The 14,905-nt window shown below is 33.7% G+C and carries 11 protein-coding genes; 2 read left to right on the top strand and 9 right to left on the bottom strand.

Annotated features, from left to right (window positions below; translation table 11 throughout):
• Window position 1: 1 nt before the first annotated feature.
• The 8 genes from AADJ06_RS20900 to AADJ06_RS20865 form a co-directional block, all read right to left on the bottom strand.
• The gene (locus AADJ06_RS20900) at window positions 2–1,105 is read right to left on the bottom strand and encodes a phosphoadenosine phosphosulfate reductase family protein (RefSeq protein WP_341228448.1); all 1,104 of its coding nucleotides are present in this window, start codon (window positions 1,103–1,105) and stop codon (window positions 2–4) included.
• Entirely contained in the window at window positions 1,102–4,326 is a 3,225-nt protein-coding gene (locus tag AADJ06_RS20895) for a hypothetical protein (RefSeq protein WP_341228447.1), read from the bottom strand. The genes AADJ06_RS20900 and AADJ06_RS20895 overlap by 4 nt, the downstream gene beginning before the upstream one ends.
• Complete coding sequence (locus tag AADJ06_RS20890; protein WP_341228446.1) at window positions 4,316–5,200, bottom strand: DUF4007 family protein; 885 nt, start codon at window positions 5,198–5,200, stop codon at window positions 4,316–4,318. The genes AADJ06_RS20895 and AADJ06_RS20890 overlap by 11 nt, the downstream gene beginning before the upstream one ends.
• An 85-nt stretch (window positions 5,201–5,285) precedes the next feature.
• Entirely contained in the window at window positions 5,286–7,280 is a 1,995-nt protein-coding gene (locus AADJ06_RS20885; protein WP_341228445.1) for a DUF2779 domain-containing protein, read from the bottom strand.
• A 13-nt stretch (window positions 7,281–7,293) separates the two neighbouring features.
• The gene (locus AADJ06_RS20880) at window positions 7,294–7,890 is read right to left on the bottom strand and encodes a hypothetical protein (protein WP_341228444.1); all 597 of its coding nucleotides are present in this window, start codon (window positions 7,888–7,890) and stop codon (window positions 7,294–7,296) included.
• 10 nt (window positions 7,891–7,900) lie between these two features.
• Window positions 7,901–8,830 (bottom strand): hypothetical protein, encoded by a 930-nt coding sequence (locus AADJ06_RS20875; protein WP_341228443.1) that lies wholly within the window; start codon window positions 8,828–8,830, stop codon window positions 7,901–7,903.
• 1 nt (window position 8,831) lies between these two features.
• Entirely contained in the window at window positions 8,832–10,811 is a 1,980-nt protein-coding gene (locus AADJ06_RS20870; protein ID WP_341228442.1) for an AAA family ATPase, read from the bottom strand.
• 9 nt (window positions 10,812–10,820) lie between these two features.
• The gene (locus AADJ06_RS20865) at window positions 10,821–12,167 is read right to left on the bottom strand and encodes an AAA family ATPase (protein WP_341228441.1); all 1,347 of its coding nucleotides are present in this window, start codon (window positions 12,165–12,167) and stop codon (window positions 10,821–10,823) included.
• 120 nt (window positions 12,168–12,287) lie between these two features.
• Between AADJ06_RS20865 and AADJ06_RS20860 the strand changes: the two genes are divergently transcribed.
• Window positions 12,288–13,235: a WYL domain-containing protein gene (locus tag AADJ06_RS20860; RefSeq protein ID WP_341228440.1), complete on the top strand. Its 948-nt coding sequence runs from the start codon at window positions 12,288–12,290 to the stop codon at window positions 13,233–13,235.
• Window positions 13,236–13,342: 107 nt separating this feature from the next.
• A complete protein-coding gene (locus AADJ06_RS20855) occupies window positions 13,343–13,759 on the top strand; it encodes a hypothetical protein (RefSeq protein WP_341228439.1) in 417 nt (138 codons plus the stop codon).
• Window positions 13,760–13,844: 85 nt separating this feature from the next.
• On the opposite strand, the gene AADJ06_RS20850 is transcribed toward AADJ06_RS20855, so the two are convergent.
• Window positions 13,845–14,855, bottom strand: coding sequence for a WYL domain-containing protein (locus AADJ06_RS20850; RefSeq protein ID WP_341228438.1), 1,011 nt, complete (start codon window positions 14,853–14,855; stop codon window positions 13,845–13,847).
• Window positions 14,856–14,905: the final 50 nt, after the last annotated feature.

The raw sequence follows: 14,905 nt of genomic DNA, 5'->3' as shown, positions 1-14,905 counted from the left end.
CCTAAATAAAACAAGCCGCACATCCTTCATCTTCGGCATCATCCAAGATGTCAACTAAGTAAGGCGATTTGACTTTTGACTTCCTTTTCATTCTTTTAACATACTCTTCCTTAATGGCCGCCATTCTTTTGGGTTTAATCAATTCTTCTAGGCTTTCGTGTTGACCCCAAGTGTATCCGTCCTTCTCGTAATCCATGGCTTTTATATACAATTCAGGGTGCTGTTCATAAAGCCAAACCCACTCTATTTTTTGTTGGAAAAAGCAAAAGAAACAGCCTGAACGACTTCTGGCATATTGGCCTTTATTGCCATCAATTTCAAAGTCAATTTTATTGTAATAGGCAGGAACCCCCACACCGCTCTCTTCCAGAATTCTGAAGATGTCATCCCTCACCAAGACTTCTTCATTTTCTAAAAGATGAAAAGATTCTTCCTTAGCTAAAGGGTAATCGGTAGTTTTTAAGTAATCAAAAGTCAAATAATTAAAAGCCTTAACATTAGCATCAAGTAGGGTATTTAGTTTTTGTTCTAGTGTAAAGCTAGTGTCTATTTTCTTTAGAATGGTTTGGTTAGCTTTCTCCTGATTTTTACCAAAATCAATATTCTTTGAAAGAGCCCGAAGTTGTTCCATATTTTGATTGGATAATAACTTTGCTACTACATCTTGACTCCAAATGTTTTTCCGAAATGGAAAAATGGATTGAATATTTTTCTTGGTAGAAATGTAGCCCTCTCTAGCTTCATCGCCCCTTATGCCTACATAAGAAACAACAGGGTCTGTACCTACGTAATTTTCGAAGGGTTCCAGTTTGAGTTTCTTTGTACACCAACGTGCATTTGCTGAAGGCAAAAAACCTCCATACATTTTTAAGAAATGGTCAAATGGGTCTTCAGAGCTGTTCATTGCTCCCTGTAAAAGATTGATTTTAATTCCAAGGTATACTTCAAGGTTTCTTATGAGTTGATAGGTCTCCTCTAGTTCTTTACCCGTATCGCAAGAGTAAAACTCTAAGTCAATTGCAGGATACTTAGTCTTGACATAAATAGCTAGAGCAGCACTGTCTTTTCCTCCCGATATGCCTAGTACGTGTCTTACTTTGCTCATTGTAACAATTCTTTAAGTAGGTTCAAGACGGCAGCGATATTCGATGTATTGTCTTTACCCAATTTATTTTTCAATTCGATTTTCAATAGCTCAATTTCTTTACTCTTATTTTTTGGAACCCTTACTACTTTAGGGTCTATCTTACTAAAGAATGAATCGATCTTAACTCCAATAACATCTTCTTCGTTTTCGTCTATATCCGTTTTTGATATGCTTGTCAAACTATCTAAAGCTAAAACCATAGATTTAAAATGTTCATAAAGCTTTATTTCATCAGCGTCAGAAAACATTTCAAGTGTTTTGCCGGTAACGGCTTGTGCCATGGAATTTAACCAAGCTTTTTTGTCATCTAATGGAGAGTCAAGTCGTTGGACAAAGGTCTTTTGATTGCTCAAAAGCATATGTTTTTTCAATTTAGAAAAACGCTTTTGTAAGTATCCTTTATAATCGTCAAAGTCTACAGATTTGCCGACAAATTCATGACAAATGAATTCTTCAAATCTCTTCAAAAGTTCATCATACGAGGTTCTTAATTCTCTAACTGCTTCTTGGAGGTTAGTTGTGTAACTTTGAAGTTTAGAGCTGTCCTTTTGTAATGCCGAAAGTGTTATTCCCAATGCTTCTGGAAAAGCTTCAAAGAATGTTTCTTCGGGGTCTTTACTTTTTAAAATCGCTTTACGAATTTTTAAAGCTGAAGGAGATAGTCTCTTTGTGTTTTTTGTGTAATCTGGTAATTGTTTGTAAAAAACTATGAATGGCTTAATCGTTTCTATGAAAGAATTATTGTCAAAGCTTTGTTCGGTAGACTGATTTAAAAATGTTCGGTAGCTATTGAAGATGTCAAGTTTCACACCTTCAATGTCAAAAGTTTTGATGGAGTACTTTTCTGGATATTTAGCAATTAGCTCTAAGTTTTCTTCAGTCAAGTTTGGGATATAACTTTCATCATTAAAAACCGCAAAATCGTCTCGTTTCAAAAATAGAAAAGTTGGAATCCAGAAATCAATCATTCCTTGCTTAAGCTTGAAGGGTCTTTTGCTAAGCATTTCTGCCAATTCTGAAACCTTCAATTGTTCTGATTTTGCACTTTCTAAGAAGTCTTCAGATGCTTTCCAAAGTTTATTGAAAGATGATTTTTTGTCAATTGAAATAATGTTTAAAGAATCTTCTCGAATAGGTGAAATCCCATTTTCTTTGAGAAGAGAAAGGTAAATAGTTTTTTCTGGCGGAAATTTGGAGTCTTCGAAACCTAAATTTTCTTTGTCCCAATTATTGGCCAATGCCTTGAAATAATTTCTTTTGGCTGTGTGAATGGAGGAAGAAATTTTATGCTTATTGACTAGCTCATTTTTGAAAACAGGCGTTGCGTTATAAACAATACCACAAACTTGAGAAAGTAATTTATTGAAATCTTTCTTCTCTCTAATCTCCTTTTCTTCTCCGTTAAAATACCATTTAACATCTTTACTCCCAGAATAAATACTATCTGTGATATAGTGATTTAACAAGCGTATTTGAGACTCAACAATATTTTCGAGTTCTCTTTTTGCAACCTTATCCTCTTTGTTTTCTTCAATGACATTTTGAATTTTCTCAATTTCAAAAAGTAAATTCTTGATCTCAGCAGAGTTTTTGAAAAAACAGTAAATGATGGCTTCCTCTTGCTGCTTGGATTTGTTTTGAATGTCATTTACCTTAAGTTTGCTATTGAAAACTAGATTTACAAAACCATCAATTTCACCCTCGGGTAATGGAGGTGTTGAGATTGGATAATCAGAGATTTTAAATTCGAAGTACCTAGGTGTACCTGTTGAAAATGAATATTGTTTAGCAATTACAGGTCTGAATTGAATATGCTTATTTAATAGGGTGGTTATATCAGTAACCTCCGAGATTTTATTGCCTGCTTCAATTAAGGCTGTTTGAATATCTAAATCCGTACCTTCGAAAAGAATAAATCTCTTACTATGAGCTCGGTAACGGATGATGTTTTTTGATTCAAGTTTTTTTATAATATTTTTTGAATCAGAAACTCCACAAGCTGTTTCGAGATAATTAACCAAAAAGTTTAAATCTAATATAGAGCCACTAGCTGAGAAAATATTAAGTAGCCCAATAGTTTTAACGGCTTTTATGTAATCATTTATTGACGAATCATAGGCCCTTTCCACTTCTTCAATAGCAGAACGTAAAGAACTCCATGATGCAAAGTCTGGGTTGTATTTTGATGTTAAAAATGAATAGAAATTAAAATTCAGATAATCATAAACATTCGATAAATTATAAAACGGATTTTCTTGCTTATCGAATTTTGTTAGACCTGTGTGATCTGATGATTCAAGGAAAGAAAATAATGAGCGTTCATTCTGTCCAAACCTTTGTAATGAAAGAGTAAGGATATTAGCTGATAGAATGTCTAAAGGGTATAGTTTAGTAGCTATGTCATTTAAGAAAGCCTTATTAAAGTTGAAAGCTTTTGTATCTATAGCTAATTGCAAACATTTGTCAATAGCAGTTTTTGATGTTTTATTTTCAAAATTTTCTGCAACATATTCCGAAGCTAAATACAAAAGCTGCTCAACGGGTTCATTAAATGTAATCTCGCGAAATCGTCCTTTAACCTTGGTCCATTCTTGTTTTTGAGTAGTGCTAAGTGAGTAAGCGTAAGATTCTAAACTTTGGTGAAGTGTTGTGATTAATACAATGTTATGCTTTGGATTGTTACAAAATTCGGCAAGTTGTTGAATAAAATATAGTTCATATTCAGGGTTGTTTTTACTGGCATATTCCAAAAACTTACCGAACTCATCAATCAAGATAAATAAAACCTTATTACTCTTTTCAATAAAATGGTATCTATTGAATATTTCGGAAAGGATATTTTCCTGTTTGTTTTTAGTGGTTTGGACTTCAAAAATATCCGCAAACTCCTCAATGATTGAAGTGTAAGAGCCGATGATTTTTATGAAGTCAACTTGAGGATCTGTAATGAAATTGGGGTCGAAATAACGTTTTGTTCCCCTCAGACTCTGTTCAAAAGCCAATAGGAAAGAGGACTTTCCTGTACCGTATGTCCCGACGACATTAAAGGAACGTATCCCTATTTTAAAATCATTTACGATTTGGCTAACAACCTGTCTAGCATTGGGAGTAGGAATATAATTAAAATCCCTATCAGAATCTCTTATGATATTAACCGATGTAGTGAAATTATTTGCCATAGTATTTGTCTAAAATTGAGTAAGCGTCGGATTTGTTTTTGAATTGTAATTCCTTAATTCCCGCTTGGTCTGTAAATGTAATATCTTTATTCTCGTTAACTATTTCGGCTATCTTTAGAAGTAGGCCAGAACGATTTAGTGAGAAAATGGAGCCTGGGCTATCGAGGTCAAACTCTAAAGAATTTAAGCTGATAGATTTTCCATAATTTGGGTTATCAAGTATGGCATATAAAACAACGGCTTCGGAAAGGTTATCTCTTTCATTGTTTTCAACGCAGAATTGCTCTTCCTTGCCTTTTCCCGTAGTTTTTAAAAGTTCTATTTCCGAAAGTATTCCCGAATAACTATCCTCTATATTTTTACTCTGAATGTCATTTTTATAAAGGTTAGCAAAAACAATAAAGTCTTTCGCTACTGTATTTTCATTCAAATTTAAGTCAGGGTTACTCTCTGCAATTCTTTTAAGGTAGTTAACAAAGGTTTCTTTGTTAAAGAAAAGCTTCTCTTTTCTAAACTCATTGAAAATGATGCTGTAGATAGAGGCAAAACGATTTTTAACAAGTTGATAATGTAGAAGCCATAAACTAGCTTCATCCTCTAAAAACGGGTCATAGCCAGTCTCATCATTAAAAAGGCGTTGTCCGAATTCAGTAGGATTATCTTTTATGTCAATGATATTGAAAGCTTTCAGCCAAAAACGAATTGAAGAAACCATGTTTTTCCCAACGCCTAGCTTAACCACAGCTTCTGCGTCATTAAAAGCTCGATTGTCTACTACATAGTCGAAGCCCTTCTTAAGCCAAAGTTGCCTACACTGAAAGGAGTCATGTCCTGAGAATGTGAATTTTGTTATTTCTGAGTGGTCTAAAGTCATTCGTTGATATAAAATCTGATTGTTATCTATTTAGTTCAAAGTAACCAATTTTTCCAAGGATAGTTGGCTATTTTTTTTGAATTTCTTAGCTTATGGTTTCCCTTAAGTGCTCATAAACCATCACCATAGCTAGAGTGTCTAATTCACAGTATTTTAATAATGCTGATTTGATTTTTTCTCGTTCTTCATCTGACATGTCTGTATATTGTGTTAAACCGTAGGCGGTCATTGCCGCACCGCCATTATTAATATCTTCAATATCACTTACTCTTTCAAAGTCCTCATCCCAATCCTGAAATGGTTTCTCCAATGACTTATAAGGGTCTACGACTTTACCATCCTCTATTGTAAGCCACACCTTTTCTGAAGAGAAGTTAAAAGAATTCATCTCAATATCACTTATAGGTTTGGAGTATTTGGTTTTTATAAATTGGCTGGTTTCGAGAATCGCTGGTAAAATGGCTTTAATGGAATTGCTGCCTTTTGTAAGTGGGTTATAGTAGTAAGCCTTAATAACCTCGCATAAATCTATCATACCTCTCGAAGGCTCCCATATTTCATCTTTATAATCTTTACTTTTGGGCGGAGTAGTCAATGATTTGATGAATGTAATTAACTCATTTTTGTCAGTTTCATTAGATTGATCTAGTTGAATTTTCAGTTGATTAAGTGTAGAATTCTCATAGGGTGAGAATTGAAAAACAGTTCCAGTATTTTGCTCTAATGCCATTTTTAGTTCTCTGACAAACTCGAAGTTTGGAAACACTCCAGCATCTAAATTTATATACTCATTGGCGTGTTCTATTTTTCCGTTCTCATGGTAAATATGATGTGAGAATTGGAAAACAACTTTCTCATAAGGCTTCTGTCCTGCATAAAAAGGTAAAGCAGAAGTGGATGCCTCAAAATCGATAAAGTTTAATGGGAAAGTCCAAGAATCTATTTCTGCCTTTAGAGAATCTTTTAACACCTCAGGTTCAAGGTCATTATCAACAGCTTTGTGCTTTTGAATAAGTTGTCTTTCATAGGACGACATCCCATTTAAAATTAGTTTAGATTCTGTTTTAGGTCTTAATAGTTCGTCATCAATATCTTCCAGTTTCAAAAGACCTAATTCTTGAAGTTTATTTCGTTTCGTATAATGCAAGTTCCAGATTTCAAATGCATGTGGCTTTTTAAAATCAGCTTTATTCCAATCCATCTTTTTCGCAAAACATTCTTTAAACCCAGACCGTAAGTTTTCGATGTCTTCCTTAGTTTTAAATTCACAGGCTTTACATGCCTGAAAATTTAAATCGTGATCAAAAAAACGGTCGTCCTGATACGCCTTTGCAAAAAACTTAATGGAATCTTCAAAAGCACAATCCTTTATAATTCTGTGGTTCCCAGATTCGATACCTTCTATAAGGCTTGAAACATTAACTGTAGATAAAACAGATTCTTCCTCAGGCTTGTTGAGTTTAAACAACCTAGGTTCTACACCAGTACGATTGTCAGAAGATTTAGTAATTCTAAATAGTTGATTTAAACCATCTAAGGAGGTGGTTTTGTCCTTATCGGCTAACATTAGAAATGGTATTACTTTAAATTCAGGAAATGCTTTCTCTATTACATACTTCTGGAAAGCTACATCGAATAAATAGGGTGCCCAGGAAGTATCTAATCCACCTTTTTTGCCAACAAACTCAAATTCACAATCAGAAGAATTAAAAGATTTAGATTTGACTTCAATGAGGTTGATTTGTTTTCCTTTTTTTTCTAAAATATCAACTCTAATAAATAAGTTATCGAACAGAAAAGCAGCTTCAAAAATGACTACATCTACACGTTGGAGAAGTTTGTTGGTCGCTTCTACCTTTTCTTCATAATCATACGAACTATGTGACTTTTTATCCTCAATCAAAATACCATCAGGATAATGTAGTTTCGCCAATTCCTCCACTTGAAAACCTCCAGAAGCCAAGGCCTCCAAAAATGGGTTGTCATTTTTCTGATTAGCGTATTCCTTCTTTTTGGTATAATAAAGTTTATTTGGACATTCTAAGCCTAGTTTAAAACGGGATTTAGTGAGTAGTCTCATGCATTTTCGAGTTTTAGTATTTTCCTTCTGCATGATTTGAAGAAATAGATTTTGACAATTCAGTTACATCAATCCTTTTACTGTAAAAGCGTATGTTATTAATTATTTCCATTAGGCTTTTTTCTGCTTCTTTGTCTGAGCCCTTAAAGCTCAAAAAAGAAAGTCGATAGATCTTTTCTCCTTTACAGAAATCGGCATAAAACTGTTTTTCGTTTTGGCTATCATCTTTTGCTAATGTTGGATTTACAATGTTCCATAAGTTTATAAGAAGTCCATTTTTATTTGTGAATGCATTCTGGATATTAATTGCCTGGTTGAATGTTTCGGCCAGATAATCACTCTCCCATTTCATGTAGTTTATTAGTATCTCTTTATTCTCTTTTCCGAAATCTTGACTTTGACCAGTCACGTACTCAAATAAATTACCATTGATACCTACTCTTGGGTAATTAGATAAATTAATATCTCCTACAAGGTTCATGGTGAAAGGGGTTTCCGAATTATTATAAATTAGGAATCCTTCTTTCGTTTTTATGGCACCTATATCGTCTTGAGCATTGACATAGCCAAAGATTAAGAGTAGAGCAGTAGTTAAGAAGAAGTGTTTCATTTTTGATGGGTTATGGTTGACTTAGTAGTCTATTCTTTTTTGTGCCACTCTCCCTATCTTTCATTCTTTCAACTCTAGTTTTCTTAGCAATCTTTTCTAGTTCAGATTTGTAGTTTTCGTAAGGAGAAGAACTACGAGAATGAGCACCAATAGGTGTATATTGTAGAGTAAGTTCATCCTTAGATTTAATATTTCTGTTTTTAAATAATCCAAATCCATTATGACTGTTAATTCTGTAATAGTTCGTGTAAATGGCTCGTTCGTGGTTATCTTCTCTTATAATTGACAAGTTTACCTTGTAATTAAAGTTTTCCGCGAAGTAACTTGACAGCTTTTTATGTAAATCATTAATACTCTTGAACTGCTTCTTAGGGTCGAAGCCTATAAAAGTAAGATCAAAGGTTGTTTTTAGTTTGCTGGGCATTAGATTCTTAAATATACTTTTCAGGTTTTCAAAGTTTACATCATTTGAGAAGAGATAATTATCTGAAATTATCATGGCATTCAATGGTATTTGATAGTCTGAAAGTAAAGACCAGTCCCGTTGGCTAGTGTCAAGTCTTTTTTCATCTTTTAACAAGATTAGTGAGGCTTGGTAATATTTACTTGAAGAAATAGTAAAGCAGCCCCAAGTTGAAGGGTTAGTTTCCTCTTCTTCCATGAAAAAAAGCTTTGGTATGGCTGATTCATAGAAGTCTTTATTATTAAAGCTTTTTGTGAAAGTTAAATCTATGGTAAATGAGGATAGTCTTTGTGCTATTTGACGAGCTATTACCCGCTTTTCAGGGTCATCATATAAATCGATTGGATCAAAGTCTAGAATTAGCTTATTCGCACTGCTTTGGTCACAAATGAATTTTTTAAGGATATAATGTTCATCACTATCATCGCTTAGCAATAAGAAATTTTCGAGGAATTGATAATTGAGGTATACTAGCATACTAGTTTAAATTTGAATTGCCTCTCTTTATTTTTAATAACTCCAATTCTAGGCTAGATGCTTCATCAAAGAAACCGGGGTAGAAGTTCTCTGAGAGGCTACCATCTTTGTTAAACTTAATGGGCTTAACGGCATTACTTTCTGTTTCGTCATTATTAAATTTTCTAAAATTATAGATAATGGCATCTTCAGCTTTGAATGCCTTTTTAGCAATAAGATATTGCATTTTCCTTATAAAGTATTCACTGTGAGTCTCCACTATTATTTGAATATTGTCTGTTTGATAACATTCAATAATCATTTCTGCAAGTTTTGATTGTAAAGCTGGATGTAGGTTAGTTTCAGGTTCTTCAATAATAACAATTGAAGAATTCCCAAAGGGGTCACCATATTTAGGATTGGCAGCGTTATTTGTTATTAATAAGCCCATTTTTAAAATAATTGGAACTATTTGAGAAATACCATAACCCAAATCTGCTAGCTCCTCTTTAAGCCCATTTTTTAAAAAGATTATTTTTGAAGTGCTGCTGTCTTCAGATATTTCGATTTGAATTTCATTTGCAACATTAAAGAGTTCTAAATATTTATTGATAAATGTAATGGCATCTTTAGAAAGCTGTGTTTTATGAATTTGAACGAGTAATTCTTGCAAGAAAGAGTTAGAATTATTGATTATAATTCGCTCAACCTGATATCTTACTGAAGGTATATATTCAATACTCTTAAAAATGGAAGAAAGGGTACTGAACCCATTTGTTATGCTTTGAAAAAAATATTTGTCAAAAAAAATGTCAGCCTTTTGAAATGCAGAATTAGTTTTCGGTTTTAGTAATAAATTAGAGTTTTCAAATGATTTTATTCCATATTCCTCTACCTCATAAACCTCTAAAATTTCTGGAATATATTCACATAGTTTTTCTAGAAAGGTAGTTTTAAAAAAGTTGCTTTTAAAGGCAATGCCTTTACTCATGCTTGTAAAAGACGTGAATTCAGAAAATGTTCTATCTTCCTCCTTGAAAATAAAGTCCTCCAAAATTTTTATTTCTATTCCACGCAACTTTTTATAAAAATCAGAAAACGGCAAATTAATTTTATTCCAAAAAATATTGTTTTTAAGGATTATTTGTTCTCTTTCTGTGTCGCTAAGAAGGAAGTTATCTTTCATCTGGTCCGCTCTTTCTCCATGAAATAGAAAGCAATAGTTAAATAAGGGCAGTTTATCATGAAAGTTTAATGAGTCAGAAAGAATTCTAGCTCGATAAATAGAACTAGATTTAAAACTGTCAATGTACTCTGCATGCCAAGCCGTGGGAGCTAGTCGGTCATAGAAAACCTTAAGTTCCAAAATGTCTTTCTCTAGAAGACTAAGGTTTTTTTTTAACTCTTCCGTGAATAGATGTTCTTGTGCTACACCATCAAACATGAAAGGTTCAATTAGATTTTCTTTGTTACTTTGAAGCCTTTCAAGCTCAAGATATTTTGGAATTTCACTTTTAAAAAAGTCTAATAATTTGGTATAGCAAATTCTAAGTTCACCTTTAGCGAGGTCATAATGTAAATGATTTTCGTTAGTGGTAGGTTCAACTATTTGGAATGAAATTAAGCTAGCATTTTGTATGGAATTGTTATTTAATTTATAATTAATTCTCAGAATACAGTGATGGAATTGTGAGATAAATTTAAAAGGTAGTTCAAAAATGAATATATCACTTTCTGAGTTTCTATTTTTTATTTTTCCGAAATTACCAAGATGTAGTTGGTTTGGAATGTCTAGCTCCTCTATGGAGTAAGTATTTATGCCTTCATCAAAGTCTCGTTTAATGCCTGAAAAGCTTTCTTTAAGTGTTAGAATGGCTTTAGTTAAACTACTTTTTCCACTACTATTTTCTCCAATTAATATTGTAATGGGTTTTAGATTAAAACGACACATGTCATTAAAAATCCTAAAATTCTTTACTCCGAAATAATTTAAATGTGCCATTGTATATAATTAAAACCTCCAAGTTAATACTTCATTTTTTGCCCTTGTTACGGCAGTATAGAGCCAAGGGTGGTCATAGGGGTGCAGTTTTTCTGATGTAAAAAGAACACGACTCCACTCACTACCCTGTGCCTTGTTACAGGTCATAGCGTAGGCATAGCTAAGCTTCATAGCGTTCATATAAGGGTCGTCATTTACTCTTTCCGATTGTCGAAAAGTACCATTGTGTTTCATTCTATTGTGCTTTAAATTTTTAAGGCTTTGGCTATCAATGCTTGCTGTATTGTTTAAAAGTGAATCTAAGAATATTTTCGTTTTTACTAAGGTCTTCTCTCCTGAATTTTCAAATTGAATGGTAGCATCTTTGAATCTTATGCCTGCAATTTCTTCAGTATTCGAGCTTAAAGATTTTATTAATCCTATATCTCCATTTACAAAAGTTTGTTGGTCTTTTTGGATATTATTTCGAAGCATTACCACTTCACCAACCTCCAGTGTTTGATAAAAGCCTAGACGCTTTCTAATAAGTTGATTGTATCTTTCAACTTGTTCGTTTGTTTTAGCAATCAGCATGACTTCATTTAGCTCTTCGACATCAAAAAAGGTCATGAAGTAATCAATGGCTAGGTCTTCGTTTCTAAGTCTCTCAGGTTTAATGCTGTAAACACTTTGAGCATAATCTTTAGCTCGTTTTATTTCTAGGGCCAAACTTAGTACGGGTGAGTCTGAAGCTTGCCTTACCACTTCGTTTAATTCTATTTCTTGGCATTTCAGCTTAAAATTCTCTCTTAAGGCTTTCTTAGAAAGAGCCATAGAGCTCTTTTCATGAATAGGTTGAAGTTGATAGCTGTCCCCCAAGAAAATTATTTGATTATACTTGTTTCCGTTAAACACAAACTTTAGTAGATCTAGTAACAGAGGGTTTTGTGAAATATATTCACCAGTTGATGGATTTAGGGCGGGTATCATGGAAGCTTCGTCCACTATAAAAATTGTAGGAGTATCAGACTCATTTTCTTTAAAGTTGAATTTTACCCTTCCATCATCTAAAGTTTCAGGGGTATAAATTAAATGATGGATGGTATGAGCCATGTGGTTTGTCTTATCGCTCAAAATAGAGGCTGCTTTAGCTGTGGGGGATAGTAGATGAAAAGGCTTGTTTTTCTCGGAAAGGTAGTCTACCAAAGCTTTGGTCAAGGTAGTTTTACCAGTTCCTGCAGAACCTTTCAATATAAAAACTTGGTCTTCCTTATTATCCAAGAAGTTTTCAATCTCGTACAAAGCCTTTGCTTGGCATGTGGTTGGTTGAATGTCGAGGCATTTAAAGATATTAGAGCTTGTCGTTGTCTTTACCATAGTTTTTGCGTTTTTCTTGATACAAAATTGGGCTGTATTTGGAGTTGGCACAACCATCAACTACATTTATATCGTAGTTGATAAAGCAAAATGTCAAAAAAAGGAAGTAGTGTTGTTAAATTGAATCGCCTATTCGCTATTCATAAGCTCTTACGCTCTATGAATAGTTATAGTGGGAGTGAATTAGCTGCGGAGTTGGTTAGTTTAGGGTTTAGTACAAATGAACGTTTAGTAGCACTTGATATACAAGAGTTACGAAATCTCGGTGCTGAAATCCCTGGGCATAGGTTTGTTAAATACTGTTATAAGAAACCATTTTCATTATTAGAGAGCTTGGAAGGTGTGGATACTGCGAACTTTAATGAAATACTTGCTTATCTCAGACAATTTTCGCGTGACAGTTTACCAAGAGATCAAGTGGATAAGCTTCTTATTTACTTTGAGCAAATGGTTCGAAATCCTGAATTAGAAGAAAACCCTTATATACAGTATGAGAAGGTAGAGCTCAAGAATATTGAAAAGCTTGATAAGTTCTACCGCTACATTGTAGAGAAGCGTGTAATTGATATTGATTACAAGTATTTCGAATGGGAATTAGTTAGCAAAACCATTGTGCCAGTACTGCTGAAAGAGTATAATAATCGATGGACATTAATGGCTTTTGATAAGGAGAAAGAGAGCTATCAAAACTTCCCATTAGACAGGATAATTAATGAACGGTTGAGTAGTGTATCATTAGCAGGAGAAAGTGGCTTTGACGCAGTCCGACATTTTAAAGATGTTATAGGGGTCTCAGTGCCTGTAGATGTTGAGAAAGAAGTTATTGTTCTAAAAGTAGGCAAGCCAAGAGCTCACTATGTAAATACCAAGCCATGGCATCGTTCCCAACTTCTGGTTGAAGAGCAGGATGAGTACATGATTTTTCAGTTAAGTATTGTACCTAATTTAGAGTTTTGGGCAAAAGTGATGGAGCATATAGAGGATATAGAGGTCATGGAACCTGCTAATTTACGAGAAACCTTTTTAGAGAAAGTAGAAAAGGTTTATGCTAGGCTGATTGCAAATTAATTTGAAGTATTAGCGTACTAACGGAATGAATTAAATCCTTCGTTAGGAAGAATTAACCTAAATTAATTTGGGTTAATTTAGGGTTAATTCAAATTAACCAGAATCCTATGAAATTAAATCAATTACCGAAGGTAGAGTATCAATCGCTTAACCCTCGACAAAAAGAAACCTATAACTTTCAGAAGGTTTCAGCTATTTTGGCTGATTATGGATTTGCGACAATTAAGCTCAACGATGATTGGGCGAATGCTGATTTCATAGCACAACATATTGACGAAGATAAGTATCTCAAGGTACAGTTAAAAGGTAGACTGACTTTTGATAAGAAGTATCTGGGTAAGGATTTGTACATCTGTTTTCCTTACGAAAATCATTGGTATGTTTATAACCATGACAACTTACTCGAGGAGTTTTTAGGCAAAGGGAAACTTAGTGGAACTTCCTCTTGGGATGAGAAAGGCTTGTATCATTTCCCCAAATTATCAAAAGATATTCTTATAGAAATAGACGGTTTTAAGCTTTAATTAGGTAGGAAAAAGTAATCAAAAGCCCTTTTATATATTTGAAAGGAGATAGCGGATTCCTGTAAACTACTAAGTGTAGTGATAATTAATATAAGGTCACAGCTGCTTTTAATCTTTCTTTGACAGTTTGGGCGAGACTCTCTGGTTGAATGACAACAACGCTGTCTGCGTAGGACAGAATTAATCTTTCCAGTTCATAATTTATAATGACTTCTAGCCTCACTTCAAGTGTTTGGTTTTCTAGCCAACTAGATTTTTGTGAGCCATGTATGGGTTTTGTTTCCATGTACTTTCCAGTTTTTCCAGTAAAATGTAGAATAACATTTTCTAGGAGCCCTTCAACTGGCTTAGTTACACCGATTATGTCGTCAAAATATTCTGACCAGTTGATTTTAGTATTTTCGTGGTATTTAGATTTTGTTTCGACAATAGAAGAAATACGGTCAATGGCTAGATTCCAATTATATATTTGTCTTTCAGGGTTATATCCAAATAAGAACCAGCGATTATTATATTGTTTTAAAAAGTAGGGGTGAATAATTATGTCAAAAGGTAATTCATTCTCAAAAGGCTGATAACTGATGGAAAGTACTTTTTTATAGAAAATGGCATTATGCAATGTTCCCAAGTACTCAATACCTTTGAGATAATGGTTATTGTCAAATTCTATAATAGTAGGAGAAGTTTGTTCAGGAGATATACCCTGTTGTAGTTTGGGTACTAGTTCATGAATCCATTCAAATTGAGGCATTCCTTTGAATTGTGTCAGAATATCAACCGCAGATTTCAACTGGTTGATTTCAATCTCATTGAGCGGCATATTGTTTATAGAAAAAGAGCTGTCTACATATGTGTAATAAACTTTTTTCCCATCACGAAGCTTATTTAGTTCTATGCTCCAACCTTCCTCACTTTCCATAAAAGAAATATCATCGAATATCTGTCTGCGACTGATGCCATTCGATTTAGGATCCCTTTCTAAAAGGATACTCTCACATTCAGCTATTAAATCATCTATAAAGTACTTTTTCCCAGGATTCCTGAAGCAGTTATCAAGTACTTTGTAGCGAATAAGAGCATTTTTATTAGTAGCCATAGTCTATTTTACTGCTGTGCAGATTGGCTGCATAGCTAGTGTTTTAGTTT

Source organism: uncultured Arcticibacterium sp., assembly GCF_964021845.1.
GTDB lineage: Bacteria > Bacteroidota > Bacteroidia > Cytophagales > Spirosomataceae > Arcticibacterium.
This window is presented reverse-complemented; position numbering and strand designations above follow the sequence as displayed.